The following is a 20,275-nucleotide window of genomic DNA, read 5'->3' as shown; positions in this document are numbered from 1 at the left end:
AATGAAGACTAAAATATTATTGTCAATTGTTTTGCTTTGGATTTTAGGGATTAATTCCATGGCACAGAACAACTTACTCGACTTTGCCGGCGATAATGATTATATAAGCATTACAGGCTTAAGTTCCAATGGATTTTCAGGAATCACAATAGAAGCCTGGGTTTATCCGCATTCATTCAATGATCCGGTTCCGGATGCCAGGATATCAAATGTTGCCGGGCACAACGATGCTTCATCCTTACTCAGGATTGGGGATAGCCATCCTGGCGAACTGGAAGACAATGATATTCCCCAATTTGTAGTTACGACAGGCTCCGGAAATAAAAAATGCACCGGCACAACTCAAATGCTAGTAAACAAATGGTATCACATTGCAGGTACCTATGATGGATCGAATCTGAGAATATATGTGAATGGTATCCTGGAGAAAACCGTTGCCCATACCGGGAATATTACCAATGGTATGAGTACTATGGAAATTGGTGGATCGGGCACCGAAAGATATTTTGACGGATTGATGGATGAAGTAAGGATATGGAACGATGCCAGGACCCAGGATGAGATCCGGCAGAACATGTACCGGGAGATCATCAGTCCGGGTTCGGATCTTGTCGCTTACTATAAGCTTAACGAGACCACCGGAACTACTGCAATTGACACGAAAGGGAGTTTTAATGGTACCCTCACAAATATGAGCGGTAATGAATGGCAGACATCCCCGGCACTTTTCGGGCCAAAGCAGTGCCTGGGTTTTGATGGGACTGACGACTACGTAGCATTAGAAAGTGCATTAAATATTACCGGTACCAATATTTCAATTGAAGCCTGGATATACCCGACTGATTTCAAGGATGAATATTTTAAGAACACGATCATCGGAAATGATTATTGGGGGGGAGCGAACAGTGAGGGTTATGTATTCCGGTTTGGAGGGGCTGGAGGTGACCTTGATTTTACGATGTCGTATTCAGGGGGTTATAACTGGGCAGTCACTATTGCCACCGGGGTATTGACGTTGAATACCTGGCAGCATGTCGCAGCTACTTACGACGGATCTGATGTCCGGCTTTATGTTAACGGTGTTGAAGTGTATTCCTCGAGCCATTCGACATCGATCTTGTCCTCTTCACAAAATCCAAGGATCGGGGATTCACCCGGTGAACCGGGTGGCCGTCTGATGAATGGTTCCATTGATGAACTCAGGATATGGAATGATGTAAGAACACCATTGGAGCTTCGTGAAAATATGTGCCGGATGCTCGATGTAACCCAGGAAAGCAACCTGGCTGCTTATTATACATTTGATAATGTTACCGGGACAAGCCTGCAGGATATCTCGGGTAATGATATTGACGGCACCTGGCAGGGAAGTGGTGGAGGTTCTTATACCATTCCATCCTGGACAGCTTCTTCCGCCTTCAACACCTGGTTGAATACAACCAACAGCAACTGGCGTACCACCTCCAACTGGAGCCTCGGATCATACCCCACAACCGGCCATAACACCGGGGTTTATTATTACGGGGGGGCCTCGGTACAACCATCCTATGACTGGAACATCGAATGCCGGAACCTGGTGATAGGCGCCAGTGCGGATATTACCTTTTCCAATCCATTGGATGTGGATGAAAACTTTCTGGTAAACTCAGATTTTGATATACCCGACAATTGTGGAATGCGTGTTGATAAGGCGGTTATTACCTCAGGAAAAACTTTAACGGTCAGGCCGGGAGGGATGATCGACATATACAGTGGTATTGTCAATGAGGGAACTTTCCTTCTGGAAAGTACATCATCAGGAACAGGTTCCGTTGTTGCTGACGGTACGTATTCAGGATCCGGAAGTTATGAAATTCAGCGCTATATTGCACAATGGACCGATGCTAATCATGGCTGGCATTTTCTTTCTTCTCCCGTTTCAGCTCAGGCCATTCAGCCGGGTTTTGTATCCGATCCCCCCACAGTAAATGAGGACTTTTACAGTTGGGATGAACCCACGAATTACTGGATCAACACCAAGGCCGGAGATGGAAGCTGGAACAGCAGTTTTGAAAGCACCTTCACGGTGGGAAAGGGATATCTGGTGGCTTACGGATCAGATCAGACCAAGTCATTCAGCGGAACCTGGAATAATTCCAATGTAAGCATCACTAACCTCACACACACCCTTACTTCGGAGAACAGAGGGTGGCATTTGCTGGGAAATCCATTTCCGTGTGGTGTTATTTGGACATGGGACATTGAATGGGATCTCAATTGGCAGCAGCAGAATATAGGCAGCACGGCAAAGATCTGGCAGGAAAGCAGCGCTTCCTATACGGATATAGATAATGGAGAGATGATCCCGCCAATGCAAGGGTTTATGGTGTATGTGGCAGAAAACCAGACAGGAAGCCTGATCATCCCGAAGGCATTAAGAAGTCATGAAACGGATGTTTGGTATAAATCAACAGGAGTCAACACGTTAAAGCTTACGGTTCATGATGTTGAGTACCATACTACCCAGGAAACGGTGATCCGTTTTATACCTGAAGCAAGCCAGAGTTATGATATTGCTTATGATTGCTGGTATCTGCCGGGGTATGCACCTCAGTTTTATACGCAAACCGAAGGGAAGGCAGTATCGACCAACGGTCTGCCGGAGCTTAGTGAAAGCATACAGATTCCCTTATATTTTATAAAAAATGAGGGAACACAATTTTACATCCGGATTGAAGGAACGGATGATCTTGATCCTGATCTTCCGGTTTTCTTAACCGACCTCCAAACCCAGACTACCCATAACCTGACCAATGAACCCATTTACAGCTTTACCGCAACCGAAGGCGATGATCCCGGGCGCTTCCTGCTGCATTTCAGCACGGTGGGGATCGGAGAAAAACAGTTTACCGGTTCGGTTATAAATATTTTAGCCTGGAACGGTGGTAATACGTTGCATATAAGCAATCCTGAACAGCTTACCGGGCAGTTTGCCGTATTCGATATGACCTGCAAACCTGTGTTATCGGGCATTTTGGATGGAGAATCTGAACAAAGCTATTCCCATAACCTTCCCGGAGGCTTGTATGTGGTGTGTTTCCGGGCAAGCGAGGGAGTTGTGAGCCGTAAGGTGTTGGTGACGTATTAGTGATTGTATTTCACCACAATAGTCACAATAGCACACATTAGTTTTTTAAGTCTATTACTGTGTTTTATTGTGACTATTGTGGATAGATTAATAAATTAATCACTACCCGTTTCCTGATTTATCAAGAATAATCAGAGTAGTTTGGTTAGCGGATTAAAGTAAAAAACTCAATGGAGAATTGCCTCACATAATGCTTGCTTGGGAATGTTATTTAGGAGCCTTATTTCATGTTAATAATATATGAAAGTTTTCTCTTGATTTGCCACACAAAATTACCTATTTTTATTCTCTCATATTTTTGGGTCACATACTGATTCCTTTTATGACGGAAAGCCAAACCAGATTAGTCATTAAGCCAAATGCCATGGGGGATGGCTATTCACTTAATTTTTTGCGCTGCAGGTTACAGGTTGCAAGTATCCGGCTTCAGGTCTTTTATCTCAAATTTTATTAAAATCAATACTTATGAAAGCCAAAGTCTTTTTATTGATTCTATTGTTTATTGGTTTGAACACCCATTTGATGGCGCAGAACAACGCGTTGGATTTTGATGGGGCAAATGATTACGTGGAGGTTGCAGATGATGATGTTTTTGATTTCACTTCATTTACAATTGAAGCCTGGATCTACCCTGATGATTTAACCGCACCGCACACCATTATGGGAAAATCAAATGTAGAATGGCTGCCGGCTTCAACCGCTTTCGACCTTGAAACATCGGGTACATTATTATATGGGTCAGTCTGGGATGCAAGCGGTATACAAAAATATATACAGGCAGGAACCCTGACAACCGGATTATGGCAGCATGTGGCCATGACCTGGACCAGTGGAGGTAGTATTATCCTATATATAAACGGTAAAAATGTCGGATCACAGCCTTCAACATTTTCAGGTACCATTGCAAATGCAGGGTCTTTTAAAATAGGTGTTTACCCTTGGGTATCACAATATTACTGGAATGGTAAGATCGATGAGGTACGGGTTTGGGATTTTGTAAAAACGGAGGAACAAATTCAGGCAGGAATGTACCAGGAATTTACCGGTTCAGAGAGCGGCCTGGTTGCATATTATAACTTTAATGAATCCAGCGGAACCTCACTGGATGATGTTACTTCCAACAATCTTAATGGTACATTAACAAACATGAATGGCAATGAGTGGTCAGCTTCCCCGGCTTTTTTCGGACCGAAATACTGCCTGGATTTTAACGGATCATCACATTACGGAACCATTCCGGCAAATGCTTCTCTTCAAAATTCAAATTTTACTGTTGAGTTTTGGATGCAGATGGATGGAACAACATCAACTTTTAACGGAATTATAGATAATGGAAGAGATGTTTCTAGTAATTGGTTTTTTTTAACAATTGCAAATAGTCTTGCGATAATTTTCGGTATTGGAAATGGGAGTGGTATAGCAGAAATATGGCTTGGAGTGAATGATAACAACTGGCACCATATAGCTGGCGTCTATAATGGCACAACCGCTTATCTTTATTTTGATGGAGTTCTGAGCGGTTCTACCAATGTTAGTTTAAGTATTTTATCCAGGAATATAATTATTGCGAAACGAGATGGATATGAACAATATTTCAATGGAAAGCTTGACGAACTTCGTATTTGGTCGGATGTCCGCACAGAAGAAGAGATCCGGGATAACATGTGTAAAACTCTGGAAGGCGATGAAGCAGGGCTGGTTGCTTATTATACCTTTGACAATTACTCAGGAAGTGCTTTACAGGATTTGACTAGCAACACAAATGATGCGACATTGACGAATAGCCCCGCCTGGACCACCTCCACCGCCTTCAACACCTGGCTCAACACCTCATCCAGCAATTGGAGCACAGCCGCAAACTGGAGCCGGGAGAGTGTACCAACTTCAACAGATAACGTGGGTGTGCATAATCAAAGCGGGAGTGATCCGACCATTGGTGCAGCCATTGCATGTAATCACCTGGTGGTAGGAAGCGGAGTTGACCTCACCTTTAATTATTCGGGTTCACATACCATTCATGGTTCGGTATTTAATATAGGCCATACGAATATTTATCCGGGGAACAAACTTACCATAACAAAGTCGTTGTATATGCTCCCGCTCTCTTCCCTTGATCTGGAACCCGGTGGCCAGTTGTCTATCGGACATAACCTTTATAATAATATCCTGAGCAGCCCAGGTGATTTTACCCTTGAATCGGATGCTACAGGCACGGGATCACTGATCTTAACCGGGACAGTCGACGGAAGTATTAAAGCTGAGCGCTTTCTTACCCACGACAGATGGCATTATATTTCAGATCCTGTGAATACCAGCGGAAATTTTGATGCATTAAATCTTGGGCTGGGGACACCCGGAAGTTCATCCAACCAATTCTACCGCTGGGAAGAGAGCTATACATCAGGTTCTTATACCGGTTACTGGATAGATATTCTGAATGGGGCGGATGGCAGCGGAACCAATACGTTAATGGACGAAGAAGGTTTTACGGATTGCAAAGGATATGCAGTAAATTATGTGACTACAGATAAAACCATTACCTTATCCGGTCCCCTCCATACTTCCAATCAGAGCATTAATCTCACCAAAACCGGAGGTTCATTTGAGGGTGCCAATCTTGTTGGTAATCCTTTCAGCTCAACGATTGCCATTAACACCGGAGCAGATGCTACCAATAATTTCCTGACACAAAATACTGCTGCATTGAATGATTCATATGAAGCCATTTACCTTTGGGATGAAAGCGCCGGCTGGGACGGGAAAAGCAATGCCGATTACGATGCGGTTGCAAACGCTGATGCTGCATTCTACGCCTCACCCGGCCAGGGTTTTATGGTTATGGCCGCCAGTAACGGGGCAACACTGAATTTCAATACGAGCATACGTAAACACGGTACATCCGCCTATTATAAAAATGAAACTGAAAGCGATCACCCGGGCTTGCGATTATATGCAAGTACCGGAGAACAATATAACAAAACTGAGATTTTATTAGTTTCAGGTATGACGCCCGGCCTGGATCCATCCTACGATGTCGGAAAAATGAAGGGAAATCCTGAACTCGCTCTCTATACCCGGCTTATCGAAGACAATGGTGTTGATTTTGCCATACAGGCCCTGCCCCCGGAAAACATAGAATCCATAGTTGTCAATGTTGGTATAGATGTTCCGGAGGCCCGGCAGATTGAGTTTGCAGCCGAGACAATGCAATTGGAAAGCATCCCCCTCTTCCTTGAAGACCGCCAGACAAACACCTTCACCAACCTGAAAAATGAGCGTTACACCACCTGGGTGGATGAAAGCGGAACGGGCCGTTTCTTCCTGCATTTTAAGGATATAACCGGGATAGAAGACGCGGTAATGATGCATCCTTTGCAGGTATTTCATTACAATGACATCATCTATATCCTGAATCCGGATGGTGAAAGGGGAGAGGCTTCTGTGACGGATATTTCAGGAAGGGAGTTGCTGAGGTTCACATTGACCGGAAGTCACAATCAGCAGGAAACGCTTGGTTTGCCTTCGGGGATTTATTTTGTTAGCATCCATATGACTGAAAAGATGCAGGTTCATAGAGTATTAATAAATTAGCATTTAATGAGAACTGCAAAAACTAATGTGTCCTAAGTGTCTATTGTGGTTCAAAAACCCCTATCTTTCCGTAAAATTTAACCCATGCGGAATAGGATAGTTTTTTTCATAATTTTCGTATGGACAGGCTCCTCCGCCTTCCTTAATGCCGCTTTACCCAATGAAACCACAGCGGTCAATTCCAACGATACGATAAGGATAAACTCCATTTTAAATAACGCAAGGCAGGTTGTCTTCTCCTATCCTGACTCAACTTATGCATTGGCCCTGCAGGCAGAGAAACTTTCAGATGAACTGGGCTATTCACGCGGACTGGCCAGGGCAAAGCATCTGATGGGAACTTCTGCCCTGGTAAAGGGAGAGTACCCCAATGCCCTGGGTTATTATTCCCAGGCTCTGATGTTCATGCGTGAGACCGGGGATTCTGCCGGTGTTTCGGATTTGTATGCAAACATCGGGATCATTTATTCCCAAATGGGTGATTATCGTTCAGGATTGAATTATTTCATCCGATCACTTGAGATAGACAGACAAAGCGGGGATATTCGATTGATTGCATCTGACTACAATAATATCGGCAATACTTACATGAATAGCGACAGCCTTGAGGCCGCTCTAAAGTGTTATTTCAAAGCATACGCCTATTGCCGTGATATGACTGATTCATCCCTGCTGTATTCTGTTCTTGGGAACATCAGCAATATTTACCTGATGCAGGAAATATTCGACAGTGCTTTATATTATGCAGAGCGCTCCGTCATGATTTCCTGGAAAGCAAAAAACCTTAATGATTTGGCGGTGGGGCTCAACAACTACGGTTTGATATATTATAAAATGGGCCAATACCCGAATGCTCTGATGTATTACGATTCGGCCCTGGCGGTAATGGAGCATATCCACGCCACGGGAAGGCAAGCCGGAACCCTCAAGAATATTGCCAACGTGTGGCTGAAGCTGGGGCAACCTGTCAGAGCCATTGAAACCGGACTGCAGGCTTATGTTCAGGCGGTTAAGGGTGAAATGTCGGAAGATAAGGCGGAAATTGCAAAGGTGCTTTCCGAGGCATACGAGGCCAACGGTGAGCCTTTGCAGGCATTGAAATATTACAAGCTTGAGCGGAAAATCAGCGACAGTCTGAACCACCGCGAAAGGGAAGCAGAACTGTCTCAATTGATGATCCGGCATGAGGTCAATGAAAAACAATGGGAGATCAGGAACCTGGAAGAAAAGAACAGGATCTATTTTTCCAGGAATCTCATGCTGATCATCCTGCTTGTTTCTTTGTTGGTTCTGTTAATACTGCTTTTGTGGCGAAACCACAAACTGGTAAAAGCTCACCGGTTACTGGTTGAAAAGCAGCAGGATCTGGTGGAAAGGGGGGTGATGATTGGCAAATCAAGAAGACCCAGGACAGGTTTATGCAATCATGAAGCCGGAACGGAATTGATTTCCCGGTTACAGACGGTTCTTGAAAGTGAAAAAGCCTACCTTGACCCTGGTTTATCTCTGGATATCCTTGCGGCCCGGCTTAATACCAATAAAAATGTTTTGTCAGGACTGATCAACAATCACTTTTCCAGGAATTTCAATACCCTGATCAACGAGTACCGTGTAAATGAAGTATTGAGGCTTTTCGCGGAAAATGCTCATGAAAACCTTACCCTTGAAGCCATTGCCTCCGACGCGGGATTCAGTAACCGGGTAACTTTTTATAATGCCTTTAAAAAAGTTACCGGTGTGAGCCCATCGTTTTATCTCGGGCAAATTCACCGGTAGCTTTAGAATTTCTTCAGGATATCCGGGATACGGCATTTAGTGTGACAGGAAGCGTTCCGCTTCGATAGCGGCCATGCATCCTGTTCCGGCCGCTGTTATGGCCTGGCGGAAGACGTGATCCTGTACATCGCCGCAGGCAAACACCCCTTCAATATTGGTTTTGGTCGAATCAGGCTTCGTACGGATATATCCCAGATCATCGGTTTCAAGCTGTCCTTTGAAGATCTCTGTGTTGGGCTTATGTCCGATCGCTACAAAGAAACCATCGATATCGATCGTTTTTTCTTCCCCGGTTTTTACATTTTGCAGGATGGCACCTGTAACAGCCTTGGCGAAACCTTCTTTTTTCCCAACGATCTCTTTGGTGACATGGCTCCAGAGCACCTCAATATTGGGTGTTTCCAGGACTTTCTTCTGCATGGCTTTGGAAGCGCGGAGCTCATCACGGCGGTGGATGAGATAAACCTTTTTGCAAAGCTTGGCGAGATAGGTAGCTTCTTCTGCTGCCGTATCCCCACCGCCAACAACGGCCACAACCTTTCCGCGGTAGAAAAACCCGTCGCAGGTGGCACAGGCCGACACGCCATAACCGTTATATTCCGATTCAGATGGTAATCCCAACCATTGGGCTGTTGCGCCGGTAGCTATGATCACGGTTTCGGCCAGGATGGTCTTCCCGTCGTCGGCTTTGACTTTAAATGGCCTTTGGGAAAAGTCGACCCCGGTGATCAAACCAAAACGCACATCCGTTTCAAACCGAAGTGCCTGCTTTTTTAAATCTTCCATCATAACCGGCCCTGTGATGCCCTCAGGGTATCCCGGGAAATTTTCGACTTCTGTGGTTGTGGTTAACTGCCCGCCCGGTTGTAAACCTTCATAAATAACAGGTTTTAGGTCGGCACGTGCTGCATAAATGGCTGCGGTATAACCTGCAGGCCCCGATCCAATGATCAGGCATTGTACTTTTTCTGTGGTTTCGCTCATGGTAATGGCTTTTTTACAAATATCGTTAAACTTTGTGGATTTTGGCTGAGGTTTAAGCGAATAACATGCCAAATCAATAAGTATTCATCTTTCCTTTACAAAAAGTCATATTTAGATTTGTATATGTGACAAAATGGCTTGCCAGGCTCTGAATTGTTATTGCATTTCAATAAATTCCCTTGTGGGAGGAAGACTTGTCAGGTTAAAAAGCTCAGCATTCCTGAGGGAGAGTTTGAAATAAACGAGTTCGGGATTTTCAAAACTGCCATATATCTTTGACAGGATTGTGTTGCTGTTGTATATCTCCCTGCATAATGAACCTTCAACATCAAAAGAAACAGCTCCACCGGTACGGAACATAATACCCTGGCTCCAGCCAACCAGTTCGATAAATGGATTGTTTTGCAATTGCCCGAAGACTTCCTTGTTTCTTGCAGTTGCAAAGTACATGGTTTGATTGTCATACTTCATAAGATGAAACATCCGGACCCGTGGATGATTATGGTTATCAACGGTTGCGATGGCAAAGTCTTTACAGTGGCTTATGAATTCTTTAATCTTTTCCATAAAGTTATTATTTTTTTTGTGGGCAAAATTACTTGATTAATCCTGAACCAGGGACATTTTGATGGTAATGTCAACTGAAGCATTTAAAGAACTTCATTATCTTTATCGAAAAATCTTTCATGAAAAGGTACGTCTTGATTTTGGGCATCGCTGTTATCTTTAGTTGTTTTTCAGGATATTCGCAGGAAAGGAAACTGATAATAGGGATTAAGGAGGCGCCACCGTTTGTAATCAAAAATGGTGAAACATATAATGGAGTATCTATTGATTTATGGAAAATAATAGCCGAGGATCTTCATTATGATTATGAATTCAGGGAATATGATCTGGGAGGGTTACTTCAGGCTATAGAGAATGGAGATGTTGATCTTAGCATCAATCCATTGACTGTGACTGCCGAACGGATAAAGAAGTTTTATTTCACACAACCATTTTACGTCACCAACCTGGCCATAGCGGTGAAAGCAAAGTCCGGAGGCACTTTTACTACGATTTTCCGGGGATTGATGTCATGGGAGTTTCTTCGGATAGTCTCGGCTTTTTTTCTTATCATAGTTATATTTGGTACCATAGTCTGGTTACTTGAGAGGAGAAAAAACAAAGATCATTTCAATGATGGTATCAAGGGACTTGGTGATGGGATCTGGTGGTCGGCGGTGACAATGACCACGGTGGGATACGGGGATAAAACACCTAAAACCATCATGGGCAGGATAATCTCCATAATCTGGATGTTCACGGCTATTGTTTTGATATCCAGTTTCACTGCTGCCATTGCTTCAGCGTTAACGGTACACAATTTATCATCAGCGGTAAAGGGGCTGGAGGATTTGCAACGCGTGAGTGTGGGTAGCATTGAGAATTCGGCATCAGCAGAATTCCTGAAAGAATACGGTATCATATCACAAAACATGAAAGATCTTGGAAAAGGACTGGATGCAGTCAATAAAGAAATATTACAGGCTTTTGTATACGATGAGGCCATACTCAGGTACATGGTACAACATTTATTCCTGGAAGAGAAAATTCTATTGATACCAAGCGCATATACCAAGGAATATTTTTCTTTTGCTTCAACCAATAAAGACCTGATACATGAAATTGATCCGGTTTTGGTCAGCAAGATAGAATTGCCCCTTTACAGCGAAATATTGAACCGTTATGGTTTGGAGTATGGCAAATAGCAGAGTAAAAGAATAATCTTGCTTTCGTATGTGATTTGCCTTATATTTGATTACTTTCTATTTTAAGGGAATCATATAAAAGCCTGTTACCATGAAAAACCTTCGTAATTATGTTTTGGCAGTATTTATGCTACTGTTAATGGCGGAAATTGCCATGCCATGCACGACCATTCTAGTCACAAAAGGGGCGAGTAAAGACGGTTCCGTTTTTGTGAGCCACTCTGATGATGATGAGCTGGGCGACCAGCGTATTATCTATGTTCCGGCAATGGATCACCCCGAAGGTGCTATGCGGCCGGTTTATTATGATCCTTGTTGTTTTGGAGGAGGCAATATCCGTTATGTAGGGATGAGCAGGGGTCCGGGGTATTTTGATCCCAGCCTGCCTGCCACGAAACCAATTGGTTTTATTCCACAGGTTGCACATACCTATGCTTATTTCGATGCCAATTATGGCATAATGAACGAGCATCAACTTATGATAGGGGAGTGCACCGACGGGGCGAAGATTGAGCTGCAACCCGATTCCGGACGGCGGATTTTTTACAGCGCCGAGTTGTCGCGTATTGCTCTGGAAAGGTGCACAAAAGCGCGTGAGGCTGTTGAACTGATCGGGCACCTGATTGATACATACGGCTATTACGGTACGGGCGAGACCCTGCTCATCGGCGATCCTGAAGAAGGCTGGGTAATAGAAATGTGTTGCGGAACCATGGATAGCCTGGGCGGCCTGTGGGTAGCTAAAAAAGTCCCGGATGGCCAGATATTCGCTGCCGCCAATGAATTCAGGATCAGAGATGTAGATCCTGAAGACCCTGATATGTTGTTTTCAGCAAATCTCCATGAGACAGCGCAAAAAAGAGGATGGTGGAATCCATCGCAAGGGAAACTTGATTGGCTGAAAACAGTCAGTTACGGGGAATATAACCATCCTTATTATTCCCTTCGCAGGGTCTGGAGGATATACGATCGTGTAAAACCCTCAGCAAAATACAGTGCATGGGTGGAAGATGGTTATACCCGCGAATATCCATTCTCCATTGTCCCGGATCAAAAGCTGGATGCTAAAGATGTAATGTCTTTACATCGTGATCATTATGAAGGAACGGAGTTCGACATGACCCAGGGGCCGGCCGCCGGACCCTTTGGTTGTCCTTACCGTTGGATCGGAAAATACGATGGCAATCAGAATGATGCAAACAAAGATGGACAGGAGGTGATCGGTGCCTGGGAAAGACCTATTTCGGTGTTCTATGCAGGATATGTATATGTTAATCAGGGAAGGAGCTGGCTCCCGGACGCTGTTGGGGGAATTTGCTGGTTCGGGCCGGATAAACCATATCTTACCTGTTTTGTGCCATTCTATACAGGGATGAACGACCTGCCTTTATCATACCAAAGCGGAAATACCGAGAAATTTTCTACGGATGTTGCCTGGTGGGCTTTCAATTTTGTAGCAAACTGGGCTGCCGTGAAGTTTTCATATATGAAAGAGGATATACTGAAACTCCAGAATGAAATTGAAGAGAAAGAATTTTTACTTGCTCAGGAAACGGACAAAAAGGCACAGGAAGCATATGCCTCTTCACCTGAACTGGCCAGAAGCATCCTCACGGAAACCTGCATCAGCAACGCAGATAATGTTGTAAAGCAGTGGTGGGAACTGGGCTGGTTCCTGGTGCAAAAATACGACGACGGCTATGTCAACAATCCTGAAATAGCTGAAGAAGTCGGTTATCCCGAATGGTGGAGAAAAGAAGTTGGATATCAGAACGGACCTGTGAGTTACCAAAAAAAATAGTCATTAACAGGAATACCTGAAAAAAAAAGATTTAACATTGCAATAAACCCAAATATCAATTTAACCAATGAAAAAGACACTTTTGCTTACCTGTCTGGTGCTGGTTTTCCATGCTATTTCAGCACAATCATCCTGGACAGAAAAGATTGAAATGAAGCCGGCATTGCTGGTGGTGGATGTTCAGAACCAGTTTTTGTCAATGGCTTCACAGGAAGACCAGGCATCGGCGCTTAACTGGATGAACTGGACTATTATGGTATTCAGGATGTATGATCTGCCAGTGATCAGGGTTTATCATACAAGCGAAGAATTCGGTCCCATACCGGGCACACCGGAATTTGAATTTCCGGATACACTCCAGGTTACTGAAAATGATCCACAAATTGTTAAAACATATCCCAGCGCATTCAATAAAACCGGTTTATTTGATCTACTGGAGGAAAAAGGTATTAACACACTTTTTATATGCGGTTTAAGTTCAACAGGATGTGTTCTTGCTACTTATTTTGACGCTATGAATTATGATTTTGAAGCCTTTCTTGTTAAGGATGCAATGCTTGGACCCGAAGCAGTTTATACCAATAATGTTGAAGCAATGTTCAATGCTTTAGATCTGAACACGGTTAATTTCATGCTCAGGCTTCAGTGTGGCGATGCAGAATAGGCCTTAGATATTTGTAAAAGGGGAATATCCATGATCCCGAAGTCACCTTTATCTGCAAAATTATAATGCCACCATTCCGGCTCATAAATTGAAAAGCCGAAACGGGTCATAATCTCTTTCAGCAGCTGTCTGTTGTGTATGGCCGTTTCCGGCAGATCCATGCAGGAATGGGATGCTTTATCAGAGAAATCATCGAAGAGGGTTGGCATTTCGATTTCTAATCCTGTGTTAAGATCAACGAGCGAAACATCAACGGCACAGCCCGTATTGTGAACGGAGCCTTTCCAGGGTGCCGCCACGAAGGTCGTGTCGGGATAAACCTCGTAAAATTTCAGGGTGGCAGAATAAGGGCGGTAGGCATCGTAAATCTTCAGGCCAAGTCCTGATTTCCCCAGTTCTTCCTGTATCAGGAAAAGGGCTTCAGCCACCGGTTTCCTGGCAAAAGCCATTGGAGCTTCATATATCTTCTGCCCGGTGAAGTTGTTATCCGTGGCATAACGGATATCCAAAACAATTCCCGGGATATATTTTTCCAGGTCAATGAGTTCCTGGTCAGGATCAGTTTCGATGAGTTCCTTGTATTGGGAAACATCGGTAACAATATCCAAACCATAAGGGTTGTTTTGATATTGACAGGAAGTAAGAAAAAGCGATGCCAAAAGTAAAATAATGACATAAATGGAAATACGAATGTTAATTTTCATCATTTTTTTTTACTTTTTACCTGTGCAAACGTATCATATCCAAATCCCACACACAGGGTATGCAAATAGTGACCAGAGATATCATCAATGAAATAAAGAACGGCAGTCAGGAAGCTTTCCGGAAGCTTGTCGAAGAACAACGGCAATACGCTTACAACCTTGCCTTCAGGATACTTTGCGACGAGGAGGAAGCAAAGGACAGCGTCCAGGAAAGTTTTATAAAGATATGGCGAAAAATAGGTGAATATGATACCCGAATGAAATTAACCACCTGGATGTACCGGATCGTAACAAATACTGCTATTGACAGGTTCAGATCCATCCGGCGGGCCAATACCATGAAGATCGATGATCTGGGAGATAAACTACAGCAGATGCAGGAAGACTCAATGGAATTAATCCTGGACAATAAAGAATTGGGACAAATTATCAGACTCCTGGCAGATAAACTTCCTGAAAAGCAACGGCTGGTATTTGCAATGAGGGATCTCCAGGAAATGAGTTCAGAAGAAGTGGAAGCCATCCTGGAAATTGACGAAACACAGGTTAAAAGCAATCTTTATCATGCCAGGAAAGCAGTAAAAGAAAAGTTAAACTATATACTTAACGGTGAAAGGAAAAACAAATGAGCAGAAATAAAAACATAGCCGATGATTCTGCTTACGTTAAAATCATTGGTAATCTGAAAAGGGATCCGGTGCTGGACAACCCGGAGAAGCTGACCGATAGCATAATGCAAGGGATTCAGGATGAGGTGGAAGAAATAACACCCCGTTTTATCCTGAGATATGGCACGGCAATTTCTATGGCAGTGAGATTTCTTGCTGCAGCATCCATTACACTGTTGGTTGTATTTGGGATAGAGCAGTACATCTTTGTCGACAAAGTCATTCAGCAGGAAAACAGGAATGCTTCGCTTTCTCAGAAATCCGGCCAGCTGAAAGGATTAGAGTTCATTTTAAGCAATACTGATGTTAAAAAGGTTATGATGGCTGCCGGGCAGGAACACGAACCGGAGGGATTTGTCAAGGGAAGAATAGAGAAAGCCAGGATGTTAGCCTTAAATAATTACAATTAAAATCTATTACCATGAAAGCAAAACAAATTTTCAGCATATTGGTCATACTTCTGTTTTCACTCGCATCCTGCAGAGAGGTGACCGTAACCACAGTAATACACGAAGATGGCTCCTTCACAAGGATATTCACCATCACGGGTGATTCTTCGGATGTTTTTTTTAGTAAGAACCTGCCTTATCCTGTTGATTCCACCTGGATAAAAGAGTACAGTAAAGATACTACCCGGAGCAATAATTTTTCCCTTACCTATTCAAAGACTTTCAGGAAGTCGAAGGAGCTGAACGATGAGGTTGCGGCCGACACAGGATGGAGGAAACAATTGTACCGGCACTTCGACATTGGAAAGTCGTTCGGTTTCTTTTATTCATACCCGAAATACCGGGAAGTTATCAAAGCCGCCAATCCCTTCAGGGAGTATGATTATCAGGATTACCTTGATCAGGAGGATATTTTATGGCTCAGTGGTCAGAAGATTGCGCTTAATAAAGTTGACTCGGCCAGGCTTGAATCGGCTGATGAAAGGGCGAACGAGTACTTTGAGGATGTGGTGAGCCGGGAGATCATCAAGGTGCTGCAAAAAGCTATTGCAGGACTTGATGATCAGGAGTTGTTGTCACAGGATGTCATATTATACCAGGATAGCATTAAGCATTATCTGGACAATAACTGGGATCATCCCGACAATTACATTGAGCTTTATTATGAATGGACAAAAAATCCTGCGGTTAAGAAGTTAAATGACATTGAACCTCCCATATTTCAGGAATTGAACAAAAAGGTGCATTTTTTAATAGAGGTTCTTTTAATGGAAAGCTATACCGTGGAAGCGGAACTGCCGGGGATCATCATGGAAACCAATTCCGCGAAGCTGGAAGGCAATAAAGTGGAATGGAAGGTTGACCCCATGTCGTTTATGTTTGAAGACTATATGATGTATGCTCAATCGAGAATAGTGAATATATGGGCATACTGGTTATCGGGGGGGATTTTAGTATTGTTGATTTTGGTGTTGGTTATTAAGTTGGTTGTGAGGGGGAAGTGAGGGATTGAACCACAATAGGCAAAGCCTGTCCCAATGAAAATCGGGAATAGGGCACAGTATTATAAAAAAAAGTAGTCTTACCCCGAAAAAAATATTTAGAAATTGAAATTATTGTATATATTTATCATACGGCAGCAATTTGAAAGTGCTTTCATCTTCTGAAGAGATAGTCTTATTTACTTGGAAATCTTCTGCCAGTACTAGTGTGGAATAGTGTATTCATTTGTTTGGCGTGCGCATTGGCATAAGCAAGCCGACCATTTGATAAGAAGTGAAACCAAGTAAACTAATTCAGAATATGAAAAAATTATCAATCAGTCAAATCCTGGCATTCCTTGCCTGCTTATTCTTCTCTTCCATAGGAATGGCACAGTCACCTACTGAACTGGAAAAGGAGTTACTTCATTTTTTTATAAAGAATGATTTTGACGTTTCCAATTTAAACTTTTCTACATCGGACACAGAGATCATTTCAGAAGGACCAGCAACTTTTTTAGGTATTTCAAACGTTCAATTGCGAATATTGCAAAACGCTTCAGATTCTAAGCTCAAAAAAATAGCGGCCATATTTCCAGCCTCGGCCAACATTGATTTATTAAAACTGAGCAAATTTTCCGGTGGCAGTCTTGGCAGATTGGTCCCGATCAGTCTGCGAAAATCATCATCACTTTATATCAAAGATCTTGATATGGATATAGCTGATGACGGAAAATCAGTCAGCACCTGTGAGTTCAATTTCACAGGAAAAAACTGGGATGCCATAGGTTTTGGTGATTTTCAAATAAATGAAATTGCCATTAAGTTATTTAGAAATCCCCGCGGCTATGGAGGAACACTCTCCTCAACATCAAATTTTGGAAATGCGGTTTTTGAAACTCAATGTACACTCTCCACTGAAGAGGAGCCGGTAATTACAAGCACGCTCAGCCAGGCCGTCACTGTGGATGAAATTGTTTCAAAGCTGGGCGGGTCATATACCCAGCAGTTCTGGTTGCTATTTCCGAATGACAATATTAAACAGGTAAGTATTGATCAGGTAGAGGTAGCATTGTATCCCCTTGAGAAGTTAATCATTGTAAGGGGGATGAGTTCTGCGGGGAAAATGGCATTCCTGTTCAGGCAATCCGGAAAAAACAGAAGTATTGCTATTGAGGCTGCGCCCGCTACGCTTGACAAGATTGTTGGAAGCTCTTTTCTCGATGCAATGGATTTTGAATCACCGATAATTGTTATGAGCAATTTTGCCGATCGGGAATATCCAAGCCTATTGCTTAATGAAAACAGTACTATGGACATTGCAAAAGGGTTGAATGTAATGAGCAGTGTTAATCTGGGCCGGGATTTTGAAAATATTTTTAAAACCTCTCATATCTATTTTTACGGTTCCATTGGTAAGAATAAAAACATCAGGCTCACAGGAGAGACAAAGAATGATATCCCTTTGGGCACATCTAAATTAAGGTTTAAGAAACTGGATTTCAGGATTGCGACAGAATCGTCTCCGGCAAAACCCCCGAGCATTGGCATGGAGGGGACCTTAAACCTGGAGATCAGCGAAAGCGAAAGCCTGGATTTTATTGCCGGAATGAAATCTCAAATTGCTCCTTTACAGATAGGAGGCTGGATTGAACTGGATGCAAAGGGTGGCAACGGCATGTGGGAGAACCCATTTGGTATGCCATGCCTGGGAATCAAAAATTTAAAAGGTGCTATCAGCCTGTCTCCATCCATAATTGTTTCAGAACTTGGTCTGGGCGGTGATTTGCACATTGCAAAAAAGTTTGATGGTTCCTACAGGCCGATCATAGTGCAATTAGACATGATGTTAAGTGTAACTGACCCTTGGAGTTCTAAAATAGAAGGATATGCGCAACAAATAAACATTGCCAGTTTTCTGGAAGCCATAACTGAGGTGAAGCTTGATGGTGAGCTTCGAACAATGTTAAGTACAGGTATTGAGTCTGCTTATATTCAGTTTAATCCAAAAGAGCACCTTTTTTCTGCTTCGGGTGATTTTAATTTGATGGGTGTAAAATCAAGCATCTCTATGGGAATGAACGAACAGAATGTTTTTGCAAAGGGAACCATGGACCCTTTCGAAATAAAAGCAGGTGATTTCAGGATCTTTGGTATTTATGGGATAGCAGGTCCTAAACCTTCATTTCATGTTGAATTGGGTGCAAACCCCCATTTAATGATCGATGGCCGCGTGGTGGTGCTGGAAACCATGGAGGGTGGTGCATTAGTAGATATAAATTCTTCCGGGTTTTATGTTAAAGCCCAGGGGAAAATATTTGGGGGGGCATTTACCGGTGATCTCGAAGCCTGGGGGAAGGACCTGAATTCTTCTCCTTCCCTTTACGCCAGTCTGAGCTTATCCCCATCCATAATTAATTCCGTTCAGAGCCAGCTCACACAATGGATGGAACAGCAGGGTGCTCAATCTGCAAAGGAAATTGAGAAGCTGAAAAAGGGAATAAACTCAGGAAATGCCGTTATTGACCAGATTGGTGCCGGAACTCTGGACGCAATTAAAACAATGTCGACCGAAACAGCCACTCTGGGAGTTCTTGTAAGTAAAAACATGATCCCAAGCATAAAAGAAATCACTTTTAAGGGCAATCTCGACAAGAGTGGTGCGAACATGAGGTTTGGTATTCAGGTGCAGCTCGGCAATCAGGTTATGGATCCTGTATATGTAGACATTAATTTGAAAGGGGATCTGCAAAGCCAACTCAATCAGATAGCGGATATTTTAAAAAAGCAGATACTTGCAGAATTCGCAGATTTGGGAAAAGGTGTCATTCAGCAGGCGCAGGAACTTGGGAAATTCTTTGAGGATGTTGGTAAAGAAATCGTGAATGTTGCTCAGAATGCCGGTGAAAGCATTGTACAGGTAACAAAAGTATTGGATGAATTCTGGAATGGGAAAAGCCTGCCGGCCCCGTTCAATGGAGAGCAACTCAGTAAAATACCTATGGACTACCGGCATTATGAAATCCAGTTAACCGGGATAAGATGTATAAATGCTGATGATCAAGCTTTTCTGGGCGACGCTGCCGTGGAATTATATGGCGGAATTTATTTTATTCCCAGCAATATGACCACTTCACGCAACACCAATGATATTGTGTACAGTGTAAACAGGGATGCTTCAGATAATAATAAGTTTTCGAGTGGTACATATAAAAATCAATACGCAACAAAACACTTTTACGTGCGGGATGGCCAGCAGCATGGCATCACTGTTAAAGTAGAATTATTGGATAGCGACAAAGGAGGGAGTGTGGCTGAAGACGACAAAATCAGGGGAAGTAAATACATAGATCTCTCTGGCTGGCAGTGGGGAACAGATACACGTGTGTCTCAGGAAAAGATAACAACTTCAGGATCCGGGACTTTTGAGGTAGATGTTAAAATCATACTTTACAACAAGATCGGAGAACGTGAATTTCTGCTTGCTATTGAGCATGGTAGTACATCTGAGTTGACCGATCTGTTGAATAAAGGAGGTAACCTTCAAAATGAATGCCTGCTGACCCGGGCAATCCAGAAACGCGATGCAAACATGGTCAATTTTCTTATAGCTAATAATGCAAAGTATTGTCCTGATGATATAAACTTTGCTTTTGCTGGAAGTGACTTTTCTGAGCCGATCGTGGTAAACCTTTTATTAAAATATAACCCAGCGGTTAACAGTGGTCATCTGCAACAAGCCATTGCGATTAACAGCACCAGAGTAACCGAATCGTTGCT

At 43.2% G+C, this 20,275-nt stretch carries 13 protein-coding genes; 10 read left to right on the top strand and 3 right to left on the bottom strand.

The features are described 5' to 3' along the window. The first annotated feature begins 1 nt into the window (after window position 1). The 3 genes from KKA81_06935 (at window position 2) to KKA81_06925 (ending at window position 8,494) form a co-directional block, all read left to right on the top strand. Complete coding sequence (locus tag KKA81_06935) at window positions 2–3,127, top strand: LamG domain-containing protein (protein MBU2650650.1); 3,126 nt, start codon at window positions 2–4, stop codon at window positions 3,125–3,127. A 465-nt stretch (window positions 3,128–3,592) separates the two neighbouring features. Further along, window positions 3,593–6,718 (top strand): T9SS type A sorting domain-containing protein, encoded by a 3,126-nt coding sequence (locus tag KKA81_06930; protein ID MBU2650649.1) that lies wholly within the window; start codon window positions 3,593–3,595, stop codon window positions 6,716–6,718. Window positions 6,719–6,802: 84 nt separating this feature from the next. After that, window positions 6,803–8,494: a tetratricopeptide repeat protein gene (locus KKA81_06925; GenBank protein ID MBU2650648.1), complete on the top strand. Its 1,692-nt coding sequence runs from the start codon at window positions 6,803–6,805 to the stop codon at window positions 8,492–8,494. A gap of 36 nt (window positions 8,495–8,530) precedes the next feature. On the opposite strand, the gene trxB is transcribed toward KKA81_06925, so the two are convergent. Together trxB and KKA81_06915 are read right to left on the bottom strand one after the other, a co-directional pair. Continuing rightward, window positions 8,531–9,478, bottom strand: a complete 948-nt coding sequence (gene trxB / locus KKA81_06920) for a thioredoxin-disulfide reductase (GenBank protein MBU2650647.1) — start codon at window positions 9,476–9,478, stop codon at window positions 8,531–8,533. Between the two features lie 156 nt (window positions 9,479–9,634). Beyond that, window positions 9,635–10,045 carry a pyridoxamine 5'-phosphate oxidase family protein gene (locus tag KKA81_06915; GenBank protein MBU2650646.1) on the bottom strand — a complete coding sequence of 137 codons (411 nt, stop codon included), beginning with the start codon at window positions 10,043–10,045 and terminating at the stop codon, window positions 9,635–9,637. A 119-nt stretch (window positions 10,046–10,164) separates the two neighbouring features. Between KKA81_06915 and KKA81_06910 the strand changes: the two genes are divergently transcribed. From KKA81_06910 to KKA81_06900, 3 genes are all read left to right on the top strand, one after another. Next, complete coding sequence (locus tag KKA81_06910; protein ID MBU2650645.1) at window positions 10,165–11,229, top strand: transporter substrate-binding domain-containing protein; 1,065 nt, start codon at window positions 10,165–10,167, stop codon at window positions 11,227–11,229. A gap of 91 nt (window positions 11,230–11,320) precedes the next feature. Continuing rightward, window positions 11,321–13,030, top strand: a complete 1,710-nt coding sequence (locus KKA81_06905; protein MBU2650644.1) for a C69 family dipeptidase — start codon at window positions 11,321–11,323, stop codon at window positions 13,028–13,030. Between the two features lie 67 nt (window positions 13,031–13,097). After that, window positions 13,098–13,694, top strand: coding sequence for a cysteine hydrolase (locus KKA81_06900; GenBank protein MBU2650643.1), 597 nt, complete (start codon window positions 13,098–13,100; stop codon window positions 13,692–13,694). Here KKA81_06900 and KKA81_06895 read toward each other — a convergent pair. Continuing rightward, the gene (locus KKA81_06895) at window positions 13,673–14,401 is read right to left on the bottom strand and encodes a M15 family metallopeptidase (protein MBU2650642.1); all 729 of its coding nucleotides are present in this window, start codon (window positions 14,399–14,401) and stop codon (window positions 13,673–13,675) included. The genes KKA81_06900 and KKA81_06895 overlap by 22 nt on opposite strands. Window positions 14,402–14,457: 56 nt before the next feature. Between KKA81_06895 and KKA81_06890 the strand changes: the two genes are divergently transcribed. From KKA81_06890 to KKA81_06875, 4 genes are all read left to right on the top strand, one after another. Continuing rightward, on the top strand, window positions 14,458–15,027 hold the full coding sequence (locus tag KKA81_06890; GenBank protein MBU2650641.1) for an RNA polymerase sigma factor: 570 nt from the start codon (window positions 14,458–14,460) through the stop codon (window positions 15,025–15,027). After that, a complete protein-coding gene (locus KKA81_06885; protein ID MBU2650640.1) occupies window positions 15,024–15,476 on the top strand; it encodes a hypothetical protein in 453 nt (150 codons plus the stop codon). The genes KKA81_06890 and KKA81_06885 overlap by 4 nt, the downstream gene beginning before the upstream one ends. 11 nt (window positions 15,477–15,487) lie before the next feature. Continuing rightward, window positions 15,488–16,519, top strand: coding sequence for a hypothetical protein (locus KKA81_06880; GenBank protein MBU2650639.1), 1,032 nt, complete (start codon window positions 15,488–15,490; stop codon window positions 16,517–16,519). A 298-nt stretch (window positions 16,520–16,817) separates the two neighbouring features. Beyond that, window positions 16,818–20,275, top strand: a 3,458-nt coding sequence (locus KKA81_06875) for a hypothetical protein (protein MBU2650638.1), incomplete at its 3' end; no start/stop codon positions are given.

This window comes from Bacteroidota bacterium (genome assembly GCA_018831055.1).
GTDB lineage: Bacteria > Bacteroidota > Bacteroidia > Bacteroidales > B18-G4 > M55B132.
The sequence above is the reverse complement of the archived record's forward strand: the minus strand, read 5'-3'. Positions and strand labels throughout refer to the sequence as shown.